This is a genomic window from Halomonas mongoliensis (genome assembly GCF_052496345.1).
In genome coordinates this window covers 2317660-2337504 of record NZ_CP199288.1, presented here as the reverse complement: position 1 = coordinate 2337504, position 19845 = coordinate 2317660, and the positions used below count along the sequence as shown (strand labels likewise).

Sequence of the window (19845 nt, the reverse complement as noted above, 5' to 3'; positions counted from 1 at the left end):
TTGCCTCATCGGCTAGAGCGCCTCCTCGTAGACCACCGCTACATCGCGCTGGCTGGAGCGTCGCGGGTTGGTCAGGATACAGGGGTCCTGCATGGCGTGACGGGTCAGCAGCGGCACGTCGCTGCTGCCGACGCCCACCTCGCCAAGCCGCCCGGAGAGGCCCACGGCGCGCTTCAGTTCGCCCAGGTGCGCCACCAGGCGCTGCTTCACCTGGCGCTGGGTCAGGCCGCGGCAGTCGATGCCCAGGGTCTCGGCCACCCGCATGAAGCGCTCGGGCGTGGCCTCGAAATTATAGGCCACCACGTGCTCCAGCAGCATGGAGTTGCAGAGCCCGTGGGGCAGGTCGAGAAAGCCCCCGAGGCTATGGGACATGGCGTGCACCGCCCCCAGGATGGCATTGGAGAACGCCAGGCCCGCCTGCATGCTGCCCAGCATCACCTGGGCGCGCAGCTCGATATCGCCCGGGTTGGCCACCAGGGCGACCAGATGGCCATTGATCAGCCGCATTGCCTCCAGGGCATGGGCATCGGTGAGAGGCCCGCTGCCGGTGGAGACGAAGGCCTCGATGGCGTGCACCAGGGCATCGATGCCGGTGCAGGCGGTGAGAAAGGGGGTCATGGTGAGGGTGACGACAGGGTCGATCAGCGACACGTCCGGCACCACCGACTTGCTGACGATGGAGAGCTTCAGGCGGCGGCTCTGGTCCGAGAGAATCGCGAACTGGGAGATATCCGCCGAGGTGCCCGCCGTGGAGGGGATGAAGATCAGCGGTGGGATCGGCACCCGCAGGGTGTCGACCCCTTCGAAATCGAGGATATGGCCGTCATGGGCCACCACGATGCCGATACCCTTGGCGCAGTCCATGGGGCTGCCGCCGCCGATGGCGACAATGGCCTGACAGGCATGGTCGCGGTAGACCTCGGCCCCGGCCATCACCTCCTCGACTCGGGGGTTGGGCGAGACCGCCGTGAAGCGTCGGCTATGGATGCCGGCAGCGGCCAGGTCCGCCTCCACTTCGGCGACCCAGCCCGCCGCGACTACGCCGGGGTCGGAGACCAGCAGGATGCGTTCGGCACCGAAGGTCTGGGCGTAGTTGGCCACGGCGTGACGGGAGCCCTCGCCGAAGATGATCTCGGGCGCCACAAACTTGCGCAGCGCCGTGATGCTGTGTGACATGGCGTTCCCCGTGGGGTTGTCGTTATTGTACCCGGCGCCTTGCCGCTCGCCGGGTCGTCAGGGGTCAGTGTGGCAACGATGCCATGGTAGGGTGCGGCCACTCCGGCCGCCTTACGCCCTTGGTCGGGCTATCCCCGCCAGATCAGACGCGAGTTGGCGCTGTTGCGGGCAGTGAGGTGCTCCAGCGGTGGCGAGCGGTGCGCCGCCTCCGCGCAGGCCTCCTCGATCAGCCGGTGCTCGGGGGACTTGCTGCAGACCGGGTCGGCAGCGGCGGGGTCGCCGGTCAGCAGGTAGGCCTGGCAGCGGCAGCCGCCGTAGTCCTGATGGCGCTCGTCGCAGCTGCGGCAGGGAGCCTTCATCCAGCCGTCGCCGCGAAAGCGATTGAAGGCCTCGCTGCGATGCCAGATCGCCTCCAGCGAGGCGTCGCGCACGTTGGGAAAGGTCATGGGCAGCTCTCGGGCGCTGTGGCACGGCAACACAGCACCGTCCGGCGCCACGGTCATGAAGATCGCTCCCCAGCCCCCCATGCAGGCCTTGGGCCGCTCGGCGTAGTAGTCGGGCACCACGAAGAGCAGACGCATCTCGCGCCCCCTGGCCGCGAGGCGCTCGCGCCACGCCTGGGTCACCGCCTCGGCCCGGGCCACCTGCTCGCGACTCGGCAGCAGGCCATCACGGTTGAGCCTCGCCCAGCCGTAGTACTGACAGGTGGCCAGCTCCACGGCGTCGGCGCCCAGTTCGTCACACAGGGCGATCAGCCGATCGACATCGTCGATGTTGTGGCGATGCAGCACCACGTTGAGCACCATGGGGTAGCCCGCCGCCTTGACCGCCCGAGCCATGGCCAGCTTGCGCCCGTGGGCCTTGGCGGAGCCCGCCACCGCGGCGGACACCTCCTCGTCGGCGGCCTGCAGGCTGATCTGAATATGATCCAGCCCGGCATCGCGCAGCGCCGCGATGCGCGCCTCGTTGAGGCCCACGCCGGAAGTGATGAGGTTGGTGTAGAAGCCCAGCTCCCGGGCCTCGCTCACCAGCGCCTCGAGGTCCTGACGCACCAGCGGCTCGCCGCCGGAGAAGCCCAGCTGGGCGGCTCCCAGCGCCCGTGCTTCGCGCAGCACGCCGCGCCACTGCTCGGTGGAGAGCTCCTCGCCATGGCGGGCGTAGTCGACGGGATTGGAGCAGTAGGGACACTGCAGGGGGCAGCGATAGGTCAGCTCCGCCAGCAGCCAGAGCGGCGCACCGGCGGAAAGTTCGGCATGGGTCCTCATGGGGTCACCTCGCGCAGCCAGCCCTGGCGGCAGGCATCGTTCAGGAAATCGTCGACGTCATCCGCCACGCCGCCGGCCGCCGGAAAACGCGCATCGAGCTCGGCCACGATGGCCGCCTGATCACGCCGGCCGTCCACCAGCGCGAGGATGGCGCCGGCGCTGTCGTTGAGCTGCACCATCCCCTCGGGGTAGAGCAGCACATGGCGCTGCTGGGCGGGCTCCCACTGCAGCCGCCAGCCGGGGCGCAGCGACAGGATACGGGCAAGGTTCATGAGAGCCCCCGGTGGTAGACGCGCCGGTCGGTGACGCTGTGGTAGGGCGGACGGCCGAGCTGATAGGCCAGGGTCATGGCGTCCAGCATGCTCCACAGCACGTCGAGCTTGAACTGCAGGATCCCCAGGGCCCGCTGCTGCCTCTCGGCTGTGTTGCAGACGGCCAGCGCCACCTCCAGACCGTGCTCCACGTCGCGCCGTGCCTCCTTGAGACGCTTGCGGAAGTAGCCGTAGCCGGAGGCGTCGATCCAGGGATAGTGCTGCGGCCAGGTGTCGAGGCGACTCTGGTGGGCCTGGGGCGCAAACAGCTCGGTCAGCGAGGAGATCGCCGCCTCCTCCCAGGACGCCCGGCGCACGAAGTTGACGTAGGCATCCACGGCAAAACGCACGCCCGGCAGCACGTGCTCCTGGGACCAGAGCGCCTCGCGGCTGAGCCCCACCGCCTCGCCCAGGGCGAGCCAGGCCTCGATGCCGCCGTCGTCGCCGGCGTGACCGTCATGGTCCAGCAGCCGCTGTATCCAGCGCCGCCGGGTGGGCGCATCGGGGCAGTTGGCCAGCAGGGCGGCATCCTTCTGGGGAATCATCACCTGGTAGTAGAAGCGGTTGGCCACCCAGCCGCGGATCTGCTCCGGGGTGGCGCGACCGGCCGCCATGTCCACCTGATAGGGGTGATGAATATGGTAGTAGTCGCCCTTGGCCATCAGCGCCGCGCGAAAATCATCCGCCGACAGCGGCGACCGGGCGACGCCCGTCTCGGGGCCCGCTCGCGTGGCGCAGGGGTCTGTCCGGGTATTCAGCATGGCGTAATCTCCCTCTCCTGTTGCAGCCGGAGGCGTCACAGCATCAGTCGCATGCCGTCGAAGGCGACCTCGATGCCGTGCTCCTCGAGCACCCGGCGCTCTGCCGAACCTTCGTCGAGAATCGGGTTGGTATTGTTGATATGAATCAGGATGCGGCGGGTGGCGGCAGGCAGCGCATCCAGCTCGGCGATCATGCCGTGCTCGCCGGCCAGGGCCAGGTGCCCCATGGCCTCGCCGGTGGAGGTGCCGACGCCCAGGCGCTGCATCTCGTCGTCGTGCCAGAGGGTGCCGTCCACCAGCACGCAGTCGGCACGCTGCATCAGCTCGCGCACGGCATCGTCGGGCCGCCCCAGGCCAGGGCCGTAGAAGAGGCTCAGCCCCGAGAGGCGATCCTCGAACAGCAGCCCCAGATTATCCCCCACCCCGGGGGCGCCGCGGCGCGGCGAGTAGGGCGGGGCGTTGCTGTTCAGGGCCAGGGCGGTGATGGCCAGGCCGGGACAGCTGGGCACCGTGAAGGTCACCCGCTCGCGCCCCTCCTCCAGGGCGATGGGGCGCCAGCTCAGTCCGCCCTGCCAGTGCGCCAGCATGGGGAAGAGCGGGAAGCCCTGGCTCAGATCCTCGTGCACCCGGGGCGTGCACCAGACATCCAGCGGGCACCCCTCGCGCAGGGAGAGCAGACCGGTAACGTGATCGATCTGGGCATCCACCAGCAGCACCTCGGCGATGCCGCTGTCGCGCAGGCCGCGTCGCGGAAAGAGCTCAGGGGTTGTGTTCAGCTGAGCGCGGATATCCGGAGAGGCGTTGCACAGCAGCCAGCGCTGGCCATCCATGCTGACGGCAATGGAGGACTGGGTTCGCGGGGTCAGACCGGGCCTGCCCTGACGCACCCCCTGGCAGTTGGGGCAGTTGCAGTTCCACTGCGGAAAACCGCCACCCGCTGCCGATCCGAGCACGATAAGCTGCATGGTGATGTCTCACATTGTTGTTGTTCGAGGTCGTTATTCGACATCGTTGTTCAATGTCGTGGTTCGTTCGGGCCGGCCCCCACCCGGGGGCCGGCCGGCGGGCTCAGCGGTTGGCGATGTAGAGGGTCACCTCGAAGCCGAGACGCAGGTCGGTATAGTCGGGCTTGATCCACATGGTCCTTCTCCTGTTTTCTACTTGTCATGGGTGTTGGCAGCTGCCATTCACAGTTAAGCATCGGTGGGGGGACACGCATGCAGTACTTTGGAAGGAGCCCCCCTCCTCTCTTGGTTCCATCCCCGCACAGGACGTCCCATGCCTCCCTCGACTTCGATCGTGCTCCTCGACAACGGCTCCCTGCGCCCCCAGGCAACCCTCAACCTGCGCCGCCTGGCCGAGGCGCTCTCCGCGGCCTGCGGCGTGCCGGTGGAGGCCGCCTCGCTGCTGCACTCCCACAAGATTCCCGCCGAGACGCTCGGCGGCGAGAAGGCCGTCACCCTGGGCCCGCTGGCCGAGCGGCTGGCGGCAGAGGGCGCCACCGAGCTGATCATCCTGCCGCTCTTCTTCGGCCCCAGCCAGGCGCTGACCCGCTACCTGCCCGAGCGCCTGGCGGAGGTCCAGGCCCGCTACCCGGCGCTCGCCGTCAAGGTGGCGCAGCCCCTGGTGGATACCCTGGGCGGCGTGGACCTGCGCCTGGCGCAGCTGCTGGCCGACAATGTGCGCGAGGCCATGACAGGAGCGCGCCGCCCCACGGTGGTGCTGGTGGACCACGGCAGCCCCATTCCCGAGGTGGCGGCGGTGCGCAACTACCTGGCAGGCCAGCTGAGCGCCCTGCTCGCCGAGGAGGCCGAGTGCGTCACCTTCGCCTCCATGGAGCGCCGGGACGGCGATGAGTACCGCTTCAACGAGCCGCTGCTGGAGACCCTGCTGGCCGCCCCTGGGCTTGCCGGGCGCGAGGTGGTCCTGGCCATGCTGTTCCTCTCGCCGGGCCGCCACGCCGGCGAGGGGGGGGATATCGCCGAGATCTGCGCGGCGGCCATGGCCGCCTCGCCGGGCCTGACGGTGAGGCCCAGCCGGCTGGTGGGCGAGCATGACGGCCTGGTCGCGCTCCTCGCCGCTCGCCTCGAGGAGGGGCAGCGCGGCGCGCCGCTGCTGCTGGCGCTGCCGGCGTCGGGCTAGTCGCTGCCGGGCGCCACGCCGATGAAGAGGCGCATGGGGTACTCCCCCTCGGCGATCATGAAGGGTTCGTAGATGCCCTCGAGGTCCTGCTGGTGGAGCTCCAGCCCCTGGTCGCGGAAGGTCTGCTCCCAGGTCGCCTGGGTAAAGAGCCCCAGCCGGTGGTGATCCACCTGGACATCCAGCTCGCCCCCCTGACGAATCAGGAACACCAGCACGGCCTCGTACTGCTCGTCGCCGGGGGGCAGCACGTGGTTGTTCTCCAGCAGGGTGACGTGGATACCGTCGCGCTCGCCCACGTAAGCGAAGTTGTTGTCGTGGAACAGCTCCCGGGGCTTGGTCACCACCAGCAGGGCGCCGCCGGGCCGCAGGTGGTGGCGGGCGGTCTCGAAGGCCAGGACCAGGTCGTCGCGGCTGGCCATGTAGTCGATGCTGTCGGGGATCACCACGGCGTCGAACTGACGCCCCAGGCGAACGCTGCGCATGTCGCCCTGGTGGTACTCCACCTCGGGGTTGGCGCGCCGAGCCAGCCGCAGCATGGCGTTGTTGAGGTCCACCCCGGTCAGGGAGAAGTGGCGCTTCAGGGCGCGGTCGTGGGCGCCGGCGCCGCAGCCCAGGTGCAACACCTCGCGAACCGGCCGCCGGGCGTGCTCGTCCATGAGGCGGTGATAGGTGGCCACCTCCTCCTCGACCCCCTGGGGGTCCTCGAGCCACGCCTCGGTCCAGGCCAGCTCGTCATAGGCTTTCCACATGGTCGCGCTCCTCGTCGGCACGGTTGATCGATACCCTCTACCCTGCGCCACTCCCCTGCCGGATGCCAGCCTCGCCGGGCACCTGAATGCCCCAGGTCACGCCCTGCGCCGTTATCCGAAAGAGCGCGGTGGCCAGGGTGTTCTCCTCGTCCGGGTCATCCGGGTCCCGGCGCAGGATCGGCAGCCCCTCCCCGCCGGTGTCATGCAGCAGGGCCAGGGGGTCACGCACCCCGGCGGCGAGCAGCGCCTCGCCGCGGCGCTGACGATCTGCCGAGGAGTCGGTGATCACCTGGGGCAGATCGAGCCGGAGGCAGTGGTTGGCGTGCAGGGCCGGCCCCTCGAGGCGCCGCCAGGCGCAGCGGCCGGCCCCCACCTCGGCGCTGGCTACCTCGATCCTTCCTCCTTCGCCCCGGCCCGCCAGGGTGAAGTGGAAACCGCCGCCGGCCGGGGCGGACTCGAGCAGCGCCCGGGCCGCGGGCAGGTCCGGCTGGCGCAGCAGCTCGCGACTGAGCACCATCCGCGGCAGCTCGGGCAGGACGCCGCTCAGGCGCAGGTTATTGACCGTCACCACCAGGCCCGCCTCGGTGACGCTGAAGGTATGCCCCGGCAGCGAGCCCGGATAGCAGAAGCCGAGCAGCGCCGGCTGGCCGGGCGGCGCCAGCCGCGCCAGGAAGCACTCACCGTCCAGGCAGGGCAGGCCATCCTCGTTGTGGGCGATCAGCGGCTCGGGGCCCGGCAGTACCAAGGTGGTACAGCCGTCCGGCACGCCGGCCAGCAGATCGCCGCGGCAGTTCCAGGCCGCCACCTCACCAAGCGGCAGCGCCAGCCCCTCGGCGAGCCCCTCGAGCTCCTCCATCACCCAGGGCAGCCGCTCGGCGGTGGCGGCCAGCAGTCGCTGCACCCGGGCGGTGTGACGGGGAGCGGTCACCTCCCGCCACAGGGGCGTGGCCAACAGCCGCTCGTGCACGGCGCGCCTCCCTCGGCGCCCCAGCGCCAGGCCGAGCTCCCGATGGCTGCCGCCGGCCTCGAGCCAGCCCAGCCGGCTGGGACTTTCCTGCTGATCTGTCATGACGCCTCTTCCCGGCAGTTGAATGGAAACGCTTTTAAAAATAAAAGGCGAAAGGCTTTGACCCACCGATGGATACGTGACACCGTGTCTGCAGTTGGTTGGCAAGCAGCATGGTTTCAGCAGCATTCGAATTCTTTCGGCAGCCTGACATTATCTCCCTTGTTCTACCCGCTACTCATCTGGGTAATACCAGGAATATCGTAAGGCGCTCAGCGCGAAAGGATTTATTATCATGGCAACTGGCACAGTCAAGTGGTTCAACGATTCCAAGGGTTTCGGCTTCATTTCTCCGTCCGACGGCAGCGATGATGTCTTTGCTCACTTCTCCGAGATTCAGTCCGAAGGCTTCAAGTCCCTGCAGGAAGGTCAGAGCGTCTCCTTTGACGTGACCCAGGGCAAGAAAGGCCTTCAGGCGTCGAACATCAAGGCGCTCTGAGCCCCGCTCGGAACACGCCTCTCGAGCCTCGGCTCGACCAGCAGGGCCCGCCTAGGCGGGCCCTGCTGCGTTTTATGGCACCCGTTTTATGGCACCATGGTGAGGCGCCATCTTGCCCCACACACGCCGGGAGGAGACGTGAAGCCCGAAGACCTGCTGACCCTGGTGCGCATGCCCATGCCCTACGGCAAGTATGCCGGCCGCCTGATCGCCGACCTGCCCGGCCCCTACCTGGCGTGGTTCGCCCGGGAGGGCTTTCCCGACGGCGAGCTGGGCCGGCTGCTCGCCCTGATGCACGAGATCGACCACAACGGCCTGGGCGAGCTGCTCACGCCGCTGCGCCGTCGCTGAACCACGAGGAGCCCCCTATGCTGCGTATTTCCAACAGCGTGGAGCTTGGCGACTGGGAGATCGAGCTCAACGCGATCCGCGCCCAGGGCGCCGGTGGCCAGAACGTCAACAAGGTGGCCTCCGCCATCCACCTGCGTTTCGACATCCACCGCTCCAGCCTGCCGCCCTTCTACAAGGAGCGGCTGCTGGCGCTCACCGACCAGCGCATCACCCAGGACGGGGTGGTGATCATCAAGGCCCAGCGCTTCCGCACCCAGGAGCAGAACCGCGAGGACGCCCTGGCGCGGCTGCGCGAGCTGATCCGCGAGGCGGTGAAGCAGCAGCGGGCGCGCAAGCCCACCAAGCCGACCCGCGCCGCCAAGCGCAAGCGGGTCGACGCCAAGACCCGCAAGGGCAGGACCAAGGCACTGCGCGGGAAGGTGACCGAATGAGCCAGCACGAGACCCCTGCCTCCGGGCGCCCCCCCTCCCCCTGCATCAAGGTGTGTCGCCCGGTGGGTGACACCTGCCTCGGCTGCTGGCGCACCCTGGACGAGATCGCCCGCTGGTCACGGATGGACGACGCCGAACGCGAGGAGGTCTGGCAGCGGCTGGACGCCCAGGCCCGGCGGGCCGCCGACGCAAAGGAGGCCGAACGGCAGGCCGAGGCTCAGCGCGGCTGAGGGTGAACCCGCAGCAGCCAGGAGGCCGCCGCCACGCCGGCCAGGCCGACCAGCGCCCCGGGCAGCGCGCCCAGCGCCATGCTGGCCAGGATGCCGGCGAAGAGCGCCACGCCGCCACCCACCACGGCCCGGCCGGCGGTGGCGGAGACGAGATCCCGGCGCCGGCGCATCTCGAAGGCCACCACGGCGGCCATCACCGGGGTGACCATCAGCAGGCAGAGCAGCAGCCACACCAGCCGTCCCCACCAGAAGCCCGCCTCCCCGGGCACTCCGGCGTCGATGGGTGCGCCGAGCCGCTCGCCCAGCCAGGCCGCCGGCAGCTCGGCAAACTTGTGCCACAGGTAGAGCGGCATGCCCAGGGCGCCAAGCAGCGTGACCGCACGACGGATCGGACGCCGCGCCAGCAGCCGCCGGGCCGGCGCCTCGCAGGCCAGCACCGTGCCCACCTGGAGCCACATCACCCCCACCAGGGCCAGAGTGGGGGGCAGCAGGTTGCTGCGCCCGCCCACCTCGCCGTCCACCATGGCCAGCGGATAGCCGGAGGCCACGGTGGCGCCCAGCCACACCAGCCCCAGGGCCATGAACGTAAGCCCCGTGCCGGTCCCCGTGAAGCGCCCCTGGCGCCAGGCGATGCCCAGCTGCTGGGGCAGCAGCCACACCACCAGCAGGTTGAGCCAGCCCAGCAGGGTGGCGTGGTCGGTGGCCAGCTCCCCCAGGCGCAGCAGGTCCGCCGGGGAGCCGGGCCGCGCCCGCAGCAGGTCGATGAAGGCGGCAGTGGCCACCAGCAGCCAGACGGCGCGCAGCCCCAGGCGGCGGTCGGCCCGCACCGAGAGCGGCAGCAGCGCCTGGACGCCGAGCAGCATCAGCAAGAACCAGAGGTGGATGGTCAGGGAGTGGTTGAAGGGGGCCAGGAAGCGCCCCTCCATCAGGCGGGAGAGCATCGCCACCGCGGCCAGCACCGCCAGGTAGGTCACCGTGGGTCGCGCCAGGGCCAGGGCGCGACCCGCCCACCAGTGCAGCTGGCGGTGGCCGTCGCTGAGCCGCCGGCGCACCCCCAACGCGCTTACCGCCGCCGAGACGAAGACGAACAGCGGCACCACCTGCACCACCCAGGTGAAGATGCCAGCTCCCTCCCACACCACCAGCAGGTGGTCGGTGTCCACCAGGTAGCCCGCCTCCAGGCGCGGCAGGGTGGCCAGCCAGTGGCCGAGCACCACCACCAGCAGGGCGCCGGCCCGCAAGGCGTCCGGGTAGCGGTCGCGCTCCGTGCTCAATGCTGCTTCACCCGCCAGATGCGCCAGGCCAGTACCGCCAGGATGCCCAGCCCCAGCGGGGCAATGATGGCGGCGGCGATCTGGGGCACGATGGGCACGCCCAGCGCATCCAGGCTCTGCAGGCCCAGCTTGAAGAGGCTGAAGAGGTAGTAGCTGATCACGATGATCGACAGCCCCTCCACCGCCTTCTGGATCTTGAGCTGGCTGCTGGTGCGCTCGTTGAGGCTGCGTAACATCTCGGCGTTCTGCTCCTCGATCTCCACCTGGGCCCGGGTGCGCAGCAGGTCGTTGAGGCGTGCCACGCTTTCGGCCAGCTCCTCCTGGCGCCGGTGAATGGCGGCACAGAAGCGCACCAGGGGCTGGAAGCGGCGCTGGATGAAGACGCCCAGGCGCGGGCTCTCCCCCACCTTGACCTCGCGCAGCTCCTCGATGCGCGCATCGACGATGCGCCCGTAGGCCTCGGTGGCGCTGAAGCGCAGCCGCGAGCGGGCGCTGGCGTGCTCCAGGCGCGAGGAGAGCTCGGAGATGGCGGCCAGCAGCGGCCGCGAGCTCTCCTCCTGCTCCTCGGCGTTGCGCACCGAGAGCTCGTCCAGCTCGCGCTCGTAGGCGTCGAGCTCGGTGCGCATCTCACGGGCCAGGGGCAGGGCCAGGGAGGCCATCATCCGGTAGGTCTCGATCTCCAGCAGGCGGCGCGCCATGCGCCCCAGGCGGAAGCCATCCAGGGCCTGGTTGACCAGCAGCAGGCGATTGACTCCCTCGGGGGTGAGCCGGAAGTCGCTCCACACCGTGGCCTCGCCGTCGGCCACCTGGGAGCCGGCAGGGCCCTGGAAACCGTAGGCCTCGGGGCTGCCGGCCCAGCGGTGGGCGGCCTCCACCAGCAGCAGGGTAGCGCTGACCACCTGCTCCCGATAGGGGGTGATCAAGGCCTCCAGCAGCGGCGGCGTTTCCGGCCACAGCTTGCCCTCGGGCTCCCGTGGCACCATCAGGGTCAGGGTGAAGAACTCGGTATGCCGCTCCCACTTGAGGGCCATGCCGTCGATCTCGAGGATCTCCTGCACCACCTCGGGGTCGCGCTCCCGGTCAACGAGGGCATCGATGCGTGCCAGGAGCTCCTCGGCCTGCCCCTCCTGCTCGAGCATGGCGTAGTGGTGAACATGGGCCGGCCCGGCCAGGTGGATCGAAGGCCTGGCGTGCAGCTCGTTATGCAGCGCTTCGCGCAGTGGATGCATGGTGACTTCCCATCGGTAAAGCGTTCGAGATTGATCGTTGAGCAAAGTGTGGGGCCTGGCGGCATCCGGGCCAAGCGCTTGCGACAATGCGCCCTCCCCGTGCCGAGGGGGCAGGGGCACCTAGAACCACCCCTTGCGGCGGAACACCCAGGCCAGGGTCAGACCGATGCCCAGCATCATGCCGAGCACCACGAAGTAGCCGTAGCGATGCTCGAGTTCGGGCATATGCACGAAGTTCATGCCATAGATGCCGGCGATAAAGGTCAGCGGCACGAAGATGGCGGTAATCACCGTCAGTACCCGCATGGTGATGTTGAGCCGGTGCGAGGAGAGCGAGATATGCCCGTCCACCAGGTCGCCGCAGATGTCGTAATACATCTGGGTCAGGGTCAGCAGCCGCTCGAAGCGCTCGTGAACGTCATTGATGGCGTAGAGGGTCTCGCTGACCTCCCGGGGCAGGTGGGAGTAGTCGCTGGTGGTCAGCTCCTCGGTGATCCCCAGGTGGTAGTTGAAGACCCGCCGCATCTTCACCAGCCGCGAGCGGTAGCCGATCAGCTGGCGCATCAGCTCGTCGCCGCCGCCGTCCACCAGCCCATCCTCCAGGTCGCTGAGCTGGTTCTCGAACTCCAGCAGGCTGTCCAGGTAGAAGCCCGCCGAATGGAACATCGCCTTGAGCGCCACCTGCTCGGGGGAGCGCCGCAGCAGCTCGACGCCGCCGTTGCCGAACAGCCGGTCGATGCTCCGCGCAGGGCCGGGGTGCAGGCTGATCAGGTAGCGCTCGGCGATGAAGAAGGCGACCTGCTGGGGGACGAAGTTGAGCTCGGCGTCGAAGGCGGCGATGCCGCGATAGAGGACCAGGGTGTGCTCCTCGAACTCTTCGATCTTGGGGGGATGGCGGTCGCGGTGGGCATCGTCGATGGCCATGGGGTGGCAGCCGAAGGCCTCGAGCAGGGCACGCTCCCGCTCCCGGGGCTCGCCCTGGAGGTCCACCCAGAGATGGGCATCGGGCATCTCGCGAAAGCGCTGGACCAGCTCCTCGCCCCCGGCCGTGGCCACTCCCTGGCTATCGATCAGCAGTGCTCGAATCATGCGGCGTCTTCCCTGGCGGCGGCGGCGACCCGCCCACTGCCCCTCACTCTAGCACTTAGAGCCACTCTCTCCCTGGCCCGCTGCCGATGGGCGACGTCAACGCCCGGAGGCTGGTAATCTAGTGTCAGCCGCGCCCCGGGGGGCGCCGACAGGAACCAAGGAGTGAATCGATGAGTGAGCAGGTCTCTCGGATCATCGTCCCAGTGGACGGTTCACCTACCGCCTCGGCCGCGGCCCGCCACGCCAGCCTGCTGGCCCGCCTGCTGGAGGTTCCGCTGCAGCTGCTGCACGTGATGCCGCTCAATCCGGCGGAGCTCTGTGACATCCCCGCCAACCGCCAGGCCGAGGCCGACCACGACCGCGCCGTGCGCCGCGAGATCGCCGAGGAGGCCTTCGTCAAGGCCCGGGAGGCGATCGACCCCGACCTGACGCCGGCCCCGGATGAAGTCGTCCTCGAGGACAGCACCTTTATCCGCCACCCGGAGCGCGCCATCGTCGAGCACGCCCGCAGCCAGCCCGACTGCCTGCTGGTGCTCGGCGCCCGCCACCTGAGCGAGGTAGGCAAGTTCGTCCAGGGCAGCGTCAGCAACGAGGTGGTGCACCGCGCCCGCTGCCCGGTGACCATCGTCCACGACGATGCCAGCATGCTGGAGGCCTCGGGCATCGGACGAGTCGTGCTGCCGGTGGACGGTTCCCGCCACGCCAACCGGGCCTGTGCCCTGGCCGCCGCCCTGGCCCGCAGCGCCCGGGTCCCCGTGGAACTGGTCTTCTGCCAGCCCGGCGGTCAGGCCGTCGGGACGGTCGACGACGAGGAGAGCCAGGCCGAGCGCGTCTTCCGCCTGGCCCGGGAGGCCCTGGGCGAGATCCCCGCCGGGGTGGAGGAGACGCTGCTGCACGAGGAGCGCTTCGCCGAGGCGATCGTGGGTCGGGCCCGCCACCACCTGGAGGAGCGCCCGATGATCGTGATGGGGCGGCGCGGGCTGGGCAAGTGGCGCGAGTCCCTGCTGGGCAGCGTCAGCCACCGGGTCATCGACCTGGCCCCCTGCCCGGTCACCGTGGTGGTGTAGGTCGCGAGGTCGTCGGCCGTAGCCGGCGACCTTACCCTTCGTAGGCGGCCTTGAGGCGGTAGAACTCGGCGACGATCTCGTCCATGGCGGCCGGGTCATAGTCGCACAGGCCGCTGACCACCAGCTTCTTGGAGCCGATGCCGATGGGCTCGCCGCCGGACTGGATGCGGAACTCCAGCAGGCAGTCGCCGCGCTTGCCGTTCACCTCCAGGGAGGAGTTCGAAAGCTCCAGGGCCGGCGCCAGGTCATCCAGGCGCTCCAGGGAGAAGCCCATGCTGTCGTAGATCACCAGGGGGCGACGCGGATTGAACATCACCCCCTGCGCTTCCATCAGCGGCTTGAGGTAGTGGGGGAAGTTCTTGCCGGAGAAGGCCACGTAGCAGCGGGTGAAGGCCTCCACCACCGCCTCGTCACGGGTCACCTCGCCGCTGCGTTCCACCTCGAGGTAGCACTTGCCGCCCTCGTCGCAGACGCGGATCCGTCCGTCGTCGCTCTCCTGGAAGCAGAGCGGCGTGCCGTCGCCGACCATGTTGAGAAAACGGAAATCCATCCGCTGGGAGAGGCCGAAGCGCCCGAGCACCAGGGCGAACAGCAGGTCTCCCGGCACGCAGAAGCGGCGTGCGTCCGGGTTGTGGATGGGGTTGTAATCGCCGGCGACTCCCTTGGCGAAACGACTGGCCTGCTCGGCGGAGATGGCGACGCGATCTCCTGCCGGCGTATGGAATTCATCGAGAAACATGCGTGCTGTGCCTGCCCTGCGTCGTTGGCGATCCAGTTCCTGCCGGCGGCTTGCCGGAGCGCAGATGATGCCATAAAACCCCGGCCAACGGAGCCTCGTGAAAGGCTACCATGGGGCAGGGACCCAGGGAGGCGACGATCAGATGCCCGAAAGGAGAGCACGCAGGAGCCGAATGCGGCACCTGGCCGTTGCGGCCGGCGTCGCCGTGGCGGCACTGGGCGGAGCGGCACTCGCGACCCCGGCCCTGCTCGACAGCGCCTGGCTGCAGGCGCGTCTCTCGGCCCAGGAGGGGCTGACGGTGCGCTGGGAGGACTCCCGTCCCGGCTGGGGCAGCCTGGCGGTGACCTCCCTTGCCATCGAGCGCGACGACCCCACCCTGCCGCTGGCCCTCGAGGTGGGCAGCGCCCGCCTGGAGCTCGGCCTGCTCGACCTGCTCAGGGGGCGGCTGATGGTCCGCTCCCTGGAGGCCAGCGGCCTGGAACGCCTCGAGGTGGCCGGCCACCGGCTCGGCGGCGAGGGGCGGCTGACCCTCGACGGACTCAGCCTGACGCGGGATGACGTCGGCGTGGGACGGCTGACCCTGGCGCTGGAAAAGGCCGATATCAGCCGCGACGGCCTCGCCCTGGTGGAGGAGATCTCGCTCACCGCCGACCTGACCGCCACCCCCTTCGACCCCGCCGTCCACCCGGGTCAGGCGGCGCTGCGCTTCGTCTCCGGCGAGCTGGCGCTCGGCGCCCGCGCCGACGCCTGGGACCTCTTCACCCCCTACCTGGCAGAGCTCGGCTGGCTGGGCCTGGCCGGTCGCGGCAGCCTGGCCGGCGCCCTGACCCTGCAGGAGGGAGAGCTCGCGCCGGGCAGCCGCCTGACCCTGGATGCCCCGGCCCTCGCCGTCACCCTGGACGAGACCGTCCTGCTGGCGGAGTCGGGCGAGGGAGGGGCAGCGGCCTGGGCGCTCCCCGATGCCGCCTACCGCCTGCAGGGCCGGGGCAGGGTCGCACTGGAGGTCGACGCCGAGGCCAGCCTGGCGGTCACCCTGTCGGGCCTGGCCATGCACCAGGGCGACAGCCTCGCCCCGCTGCTCACCGGCCGGCACTTCCGGCTGGCGGCGCCGCTGCCCACTGACCTCGCCGCGCCCCTGGCGCCCCCCGCCACCGCCGAGCTGCGCTGGGCGGATGCCACCCTGCCCGATATCGCCGCCCTGGGCCGCTTCCTGCCTCCGGAGGGAGACCTGGCGCTGAAGGGCGGCAGCGCGACCCTGGACGGCACGCTGCGCTACCGGGAGGGTCGTCTGGACGGCGCCTTCCGGCTGGCCGGCGAGGGGGTCGCCCTGCGTCTCCAGGAGCAGGCGCTGAGGGGCGATATGCGCCTCGACCTGGCCCTCGGCCTGCTCGACCCGGACGCCCGCCGCCTCGACCTCTCCGGCAGCCGGCTGCGCCTGGACGCCGTCAGCAGCGAGGAGGCCGAGCCGCTGAGCCTGGACCTGAGGCTGCAGGAGGCTCGCCTCGCCTCCCGGGTGCCCCTGGCAGCGCTGCGCGACCATCCCCATCCGCCCCTGGACGGCGAACTGGCCCTCTCTGGCCGCCTGGATCGGCTGGGCTTTCTCGACCCCTTCCTGGCCCGGCTCTTCGAGGGCCGGGGGGTGACCCTGAGCGGCGGCGGCAACCTGGAGGCCCGGGCCCGCCTGCGGGATGGTGCCCTGGACGCCGGCAGCCGGCTGGACGTGGCCAGCGACGCCCTGGGCGTGGGCCTGCCCTACCTGGCCGCCGAAGGGCACGGGCACTTCAGCGCCGAGTGGCGCGACCGGCCGGGCCGCCCGCTTCACCTGGCCGCGCGGCTGGAAGAGGCCTCGCTGACCCGCCACCGGGACGGCGCCCGGCTGCTGCAGGGCGCCAGCCTCGACCTGGAGGCACAGGGTGCACTGCCCGAGTCGGACGACACCTCCCTGCCCCTGAGCGCAGACATCGCCTGGCGGGACGCCCGCCTGCCCGATGTGGCGGTGCTGGCTCCCTACCTGCCCCCCGGCGCCCCCTTCGCCCTGCACGGCGGCAGCGCCGCCAGCGCAGGACGCCTGACGCTCCACGACGAGCGCCTCGGCGGCCGCCTGACCCTGACCGGGCAGCGCATCGCCGGCCGCCTGCTCGACGAGTCGGTGTCGGGGGAGCTGCACCTGGAGCTGGTCCTGCGCGATGCGGCACCGGACGGCAGCCGCCTCGACGTCTCCGGCAGCCGGCTGTCGCTGGCGGCGGCCGCTCGGGGGGCCTCCGACGAGCAGCAGCTGGGCACCCTGCTGGTGGCTCGTGAGGCGCGCTTCAGCGACCTGGACGTCCCGGCAAGGCGCCGGGGCCGGCTGGTACTGGAGGGCATGGTGGACCGCCTGGGCTTCCTGGATCCCTTCCTGCCCGAGGCCCACGGCGTCACCCTTCGCGGACGGGGCCGACTGGAGGCGGACCTGCGCCTGAGTGGCGACCGGCTGCTGCCGGAGAGCCGCCTGCGCCTCGACGCCGATGACCTGGCAGTGGGCTTTCTCGACTACCGCGCCGAGGGGCGCGGCGAGCTCAGGGCCGGCATCGACGGCAGCGCCGCCACCCCCGGGGCCCGCCTGACCCTCACCCTGCCGCGCTTCGCCCTGCGCCGGGAGGCGGTGGGGCGCGGGGAGGCAGAAGCGCAACGCACCTGGCTGGCCGGCCGCCACCTGCGCCTGGAGACCCGGACCCCGCGCTTCTCCCTGAACCCCGCGGAGCTGGCCATCGATGACGTTACCACCCGGGTGTCACTGCCCATCGTCGAGGTGCCGGACCTCGGGCTCTACGCCGCCTACCTGCCCGAGGAGGCGGGCATCATCCTGGAGGGCGGCAGCGTCAGCCTGGAAGCCGAACTCGAGCTGCTCGGCAGGCGCGCCCGGGGCGACCTGCTGCTGCAGGCCTTCAACACCGAGCTTGCGCTGGCCGACCAGCGCCTCAGCGGGGACCTGCGCCTGGAGGCGCGGCTGCGCGACGGCGACCTCGAGGCACGGCGCTTCGACGCCTCGGGCTCCCTGCTGCGCCTGGACAACATCACCCGCCGGGACGCGGACGGCCAGGGCGAGGCGGGCTGGTGGGCTCGCCTCGCCCTGGAGGAGGGGCGGCTTACCTGGGCCGAGCCCCTGGCGGTGGACGCCCGGATCGGCCTTGCCATGCGCGACAGCGGCCTGCTGGCCAGGCTCTTCCTGGCCGGCGCCCGGGAGCGGGAGTGGCTGGGCCGGCTGCTGACCGTTCGGGAGGTCCAGGGCGAGGCCCGGCTGGGCATGAACGACCACGGCATCCGGCTTTCACAGGCCCGCCTCGACGGCGGCCCGCTGACGCTGCTGGCCGATCTCCACTTCCATAGCGAACGCCTCGACGGCAGCCTCTACGCGCGATTGGGCCGGCTGGCGGTGGGAGTCGAGCTCGAGGAGGGGGAGCGCACCCTGCGTTTCTGGCAGCCGCGCCGCTGGTATGAGGACGGCGCCGAAGGGGAACCGCCGGCGCTGGAGGAGACCACGCCGGAGGCGTTTCGCGAGGCGCTTCCCACCCCCTGACCCGGCTTCCCATGGGGGCACCCCGCAACCCGTGAACGGGTGTATGAAAAAAGGTCCCGAGAAAAGTCGTTAGCATGCAAAAAAAGCATGTAGAAAGGCTCTGGAATGGGCTCCCCCGCCATATTGCACTGCACCACTGCATGGTAAAATCGCCACGCTTTTACCCCCTCCCTGCCCCCTTCCACGGGACACTTCCGTCATGCTGACAATCGAAAGAACCTCCCCTCGGCCCCGGCGCCTCGCCTGGTGGTCATCTCTTGGCGTGCTCGCCACCCTTGCCCTGGTAGCCAGTCCGAACGCCCACGCGGTCACCGGCTCCCTGGACATGACCGGCTCCCTGGTCGGCCTGCTTGCCGTGAGTATCTTCGTCCTCGCCTATGCCCTCGTTATGGGCGAGGAGAAGCTGCATATGCGCAAGTCCAAGCCGGTGCTGGTGGCGGCCGGCATCATCTGGTCGCTGATCGGCTGGGTCTATGTGCAGTCGGGCATGCCGGCCGAGGCCGAGCACGCCTTCCGCGAGACCCTGCTCGAGTTCACCGAGCTGATGCTCTTCCTGCTGGTAGCGATGACCTATATCAACGCCATGGAGGAGCGCCGCGTCTTCGACGCCCTGCGCTCCTGGATGGTGCGCAAGGGCTTCAGCTATCGCCAGCTGTTCTGGATCACCGGCGGCCTGGCCTTCGTCATCTCCCCCATCGCCGACAACCTGACCACCGCCCTGCTGATGTGCGCCGTGATCACCAAGGTGGCCGAGGGCGACAAGCGCTTCATCAACCTCTCCTGCGTCAATATCGTGGTAGCCGCCAACGCCGGGGGTGCCTTCAGCCCCTTCGGCGACATCACCACCCTGATGGTGTGGCAGGCAGGCCTGGTGAAGTTCTACGAGTTCTTCGAACTGCTGGTGCCCTCACTGGTCAACTACCTGATTCCGGCCGTGGTGATGAGCGCCTTCATCAAGAATCGCAAGCCCGACAGCCTGCAGGAGGACGTCTGGCTCAAGCGCGGCGCCCGGCGCATCATCGCGCTCTTCCTGCTCACCGTGGCCACCGCCGTGGCCTGCCACACCCTGCTGCACCTGCCGCCGGTGCTGGGCATGATGACGGGCCTTGGCTACCTGCAGTTCTTCGGCTACTACCTGCGGCGCACCCTGCCCCGCTCCCTGGAGAAGAAACGCACCCGCTACACCCAGCGCGGCGATGACAAGAAGCTGGCCCAGCTCGGTAGCGTGGTGCCCTTCGATGTCTTCAACCGTGTGGCGCGGGCCGAGTGGGACACCCTGCTGTTCTTCTACGGCGTGGTGATGTGCGTGGGCGGCCTCGGCTTCATGGGCTACCTGGGCATGCTCTCCGAGGCGCTCTACACCGGCTGGAATGCCACCTGGGCCAATATCGCCCTGGGCGTGATCTCGGCGGTGGTGGACAACATCCCGGTGATGTTCGCGGTGCTGACCATGCAGCCGGAGATGTCCCATGGCCACTGGCTGCTGATCACCCTCACCGCCGGCGTCGGCGGCAGCCTGCTCTCCATCGGCTCCGCCGCCGGGGTGGCCCTGATGGGCCAGGCCCGCGGCAACTACACCTTCATGGGCCACCTGCGCTGGGCCCCGGTGATCGCCCTGGGCTATGCCGCCAGCGTGGCGACCCACCTGTGGCTCAACGCTCACAGCTTCACCGTCTTCAACTGACGCCTCCGCGTCCCCCGCAGCACCCCGGCGGCAGTCGCCGCCGGGCTCTCCGTCCCCCGACGTTGATCGCTTCGCTTTACATTGCCTTCCAATGATGTAGCGTATTGGAAAAAGGTCGCTGCGGCACAAAAGAACGGCGACCGCGCAGGAGAGCAGGCCCGCGCCCGGAGCCCCGCACAAGACGGCGCCCGAGGCAGGAGCGAATCATTCACGGGGAACCGATACGCAAGATGCCGACCTCCATCCAGTCGCCCTCCGAGGCGAACTCATCGCGTCTGTCCAGCCG

General features: G+C 69.9%; 20 protein-coding genes. 8 read left to right on the top strand and 12 right to left on the bottom strand.

The genetic code is table 11. From position 1 onward, the window contains the following. Positions 1-12: 12 nt before the first annotated feature. The 6 genes from ercA to pqqA form a co-directional block, all read right to left on the bottom strand. Positions 13-1176: an alcohol dehydrogenase-like regulatory protein ErcA gene (ercA, locus tag ACRYRV_RS11055; RefSeq protein ID WP_444985139.1), complete on the bottom strand. Its 1164-nt coding sequence runs from the start codon at positions 1174-1176 to the stop codon at positions 13-15. A gap of 128 nt (positions 1177-1304) precedes the next feature. Further along, the gene (gene pqqE / locus ACRYRV_RS11050) at positions 1305-2441 is read right to left on the bottom strand and encodes a pyrroloquinoline quinone biosynthesis protein PqqE (protein ID WP_444985140.1); all 1137 of its coding nucleotides are present in this window, start codon (positions 2439-2441) and stop codon (positions 1305-1307) included. Beyond that, entirely contained in the window at positions 2438-2713 is a 276-nt protein-coding gene (gene pqqD / locus ACRYRV_RS11045) for a pyrroloquinoline quinone biosynthesis peptide chaperone PqqD (protein ID WP_253445428.1), read from the bottom strand. The genes pqqE and pqqD overlap by 4 nt, the downstream gene beginning before the upstream one ends. Further along, on the bottom strand, positions 2710-3513 hold the full coding sequence (gene pqqC, locus ACRYRV_RS11040; protein ID WP_444985142.1) for a pyrroloquinoline-quinone synthase PqqC: 804 nt from the start codon (positions 3511-3513) through the stop codon (positions 2710-2712). The genes pqqD and pqqC overlap by 4 nt, the downstream gene beginning before the upstream one ends. A 35-nt stretch (positions 3514-3548) precedes the next feature. After that, positions 3549-4478, bottom strand: a complete 930-nt coding sequence (gene pqqB, locus ACRYRV_RS11035) for a pyrroloquinoline quinone biosynthesis protein PqqB (RefSeq protein WP_253445431.1) — start codon at positions 4476-4478, stop codon at positions 3549-3551. 103 nt (positions 4479-4581) lie between these two features. Further along, the gene (pqqA, locus tag ACRYRV_RS11030) at positions 4582-4653 is read right to left on the bottom strand and encodes a pyrroloquinoline quinone precursor peptide PqqA (RefSeq protein WP_253452235.1); all 72 of its coding nucleotides are present in this window, start codon (positions 4651-4653) and stop codon (positions 4582-4584) included. Between the two features lie 138 nt (positions 4654-4791). Between pqqA and ACRYRV_RS11025 the strand changes: the two genes are divergently transcribed. Beyond that, positions 4792-5655, top strand: coding sequence for a sirohydrochlorin chelatase (locus tag ACRYRV_RS11025; RefSeq protein WP_444985143.1), 864 nt, complete (start codon positions 4792-4794; stop codon positions 5653-5655). Here the strand turns inward: ACRYRV_RS11025 and ACRYRV_RS11020 are convergent. Next, a complete protein-coding gene (locus ACRYRV_RS11020; RefSeq protein WP_444985144.1) occupies positions 5652-6404 on the bottom strand; it encodes a class I SAM-dependent methyltransferase in 753 nt (250 codons plus the stop codon). The two genes, ACRYRV_RS11025 and ACRYRV_RS11020, sit on opposite strands and share 4 nt — an antisense overlap. A 37-nt stretch (positions 6405-6441) precedes the next feature. Further along, positions 6442-7473, bottom strand: a complete 1032-nt coding sequence (locus ACRYRV_RS11015) for a C45 family autoproteolytic acyltransferase/hydolase (protein WP_444985145.1) — start codon at positions 7471-7473, stop codon at positions 6442-6444. Positions 7474-7705: 232 nt separating this feature from the next. On the opposite strand from ACRYRV_RS11015, the gene ACRYRV_RS11010 reads away from it, so the two are divergent. The 4 genes from ACRYRV_RS11010 (at position 7706) to ACRYRV_RS10995 (ending at position 8921) form a co-directional block, all read left to right on the top strand. Beyond that, a complete protein-coding gene (locus ACRYRV_RS11010) occupies positions 7706-7909 on the top strand; it encodes a cold-shock protein (RefSeq protein WP_253445444.1) in 204 nt (67 codons plus the stop codon). A 138-nt stretch (positions 7910-8047) separates the two neighbouring features. Beyond that, positions 8048-8260 carry a DUF3820 family protein gene (locus tag ACRYRV_RS11005; RefSeq protein ID WP_253445447.1) on the top strand — a complete coding sequence of 71 codons (213 nt, stop codon included), beginning with the start codon at positions 8048-8050 and terminating at the stop codon, positions 8258-8260. Between the two features lie 17 nt (positions 8261-8277). After that, a complete protein-coding gene (gene arfB / locus ACRYRV_RS11000; RefSeq protein ID WP_253445466.1) occupies positions 8278-8691 on the top strand; it encodes an alternative ribosome rescue aminoacyl-tRNA hydrolase ArfB in 414 nt (137 codons plus the stop codon). Then, entirely contained in the window at positions 8688-8921 is a 234-nt protein-coding gene (locus ACRYRV_RS10995; RefSeq protein ID WP_444985146.1) for a DUF1289 domain-containing protein, read from the top strand. The genes arfB and ACRYRV_RS10995 overlap by 4 nt, the downstream gene beginning before the upstream one ends. Here ACRYRV_RS10995 and ACRYRV_RS10990 read toward each other — a convergent pair. The 3 genes from ACRYRV_RS10990 to ACRYRV_RS10980 form a co-directional block, all read right to left on the bottom strand. After that, complete coding sequence (locus ACRYRV_RS10990) at positions 8909-10195, bottom strand: acyltransferase family protein (RefSeq protein ID WP_444985147.1); 1287 nt, start codon at positions 10193-10195, stop codon at positions 8909-8911. The two genes, ACRYRV_RS10995 and ACRYRV_RS10990, sit on opposite strands and share 13 nt — an antisense overlap. Beyond that, complete coding sequence (locus ACRYRV_RS10985; RefSeq protein ID WP_253445475.1) at positions 10192-11424, bottom strand: DUF3422 domain-containing protein; 1233 nt, start codon at positions 11422-11424, stop codon at positions 10192-10194. Before ACRYRV_RS10985 ends, ACRYRV_RS10990 begins: the two co-directional genes overlap by 4 nt. Before the next feature lie 120 nt (positions 11425-11544). Then, positions 11545-12513 carry a magnesium transporter CorA family protein gene (locus tag ACRYRV_RS10980; RefSeq protein ID WP_444985148.1) on the bottom strand — a complete coding sequence of 323 codons (969 nt, stop codon included), beginning with the start codon at positions 12511-12513 and terminating at the stop codon, positions 11545-11547. 170 nt (positions 12514-12683) lie between these two features. Here ACRYRV_RS10980 and ACRYRV_RS10975 point away from each other — a divergent pair, with 170 nt between their 5' ends. Beyond that, positions 12684-13580, top strand: a complete 897-nt coding sequence (locus ACRYRV_RS10975; protein ID WP_253445481.1) for a universal stress protein — start codon at positions 12684-12686, stop codon at positions 13578-13580. 31 nt (positions 13581-13611) lie between these two features. On the opposite strand, the gene ACRYRV_RS10970 is transcribed toward ACRYRV_RS10975, so the two are convergent. Next, the gene (locus tag ACRYRV_RS10970; protein WP_444985149.1) at positions 13612-14319 is read right to left on the bottom strand and encodes a DUF3581 domain-containing protein; all 708 of its coding nucleotides are present in this window, start codon (positions 14317-14319) and stop codon (positions 13612-13614) included. A gap of 172 nt (positions 14320-14491) precedes the next feature. Between ACRYRV_RS10970 and ACRYRV_RS10965 the strand changes: the two genes are divergently transcribed. Both ACRYRV_RS10965 and nhaD read left to right on the top strand, forming a co-directional pair. Further along, the gene (locus tag ACRYRV_RS10965; RefSeq protein ID WP_444985150.1) at positions 14492-17875 is read left to right on the top strand and encodes a hypothetical protein; all 3384 of its coding nucleotides are present in this window, start codon (positions 14492-14494) and stop codon (positions 17873-17875) included. A 199-nt stretch (positions 17876-18074) separates the two neighbouring features. Then, entirely contained in the window at positions 18075-19559 is a 1485-nt protein-coding gene (gene nhaD, locus ACRYRV_RS10960) for a sodium:proton antiporter NhaD (RefSeq protein WP_299316970.1), read from the top strand. Positions 19560-19845: the final 286 nt, after the last annotated feature.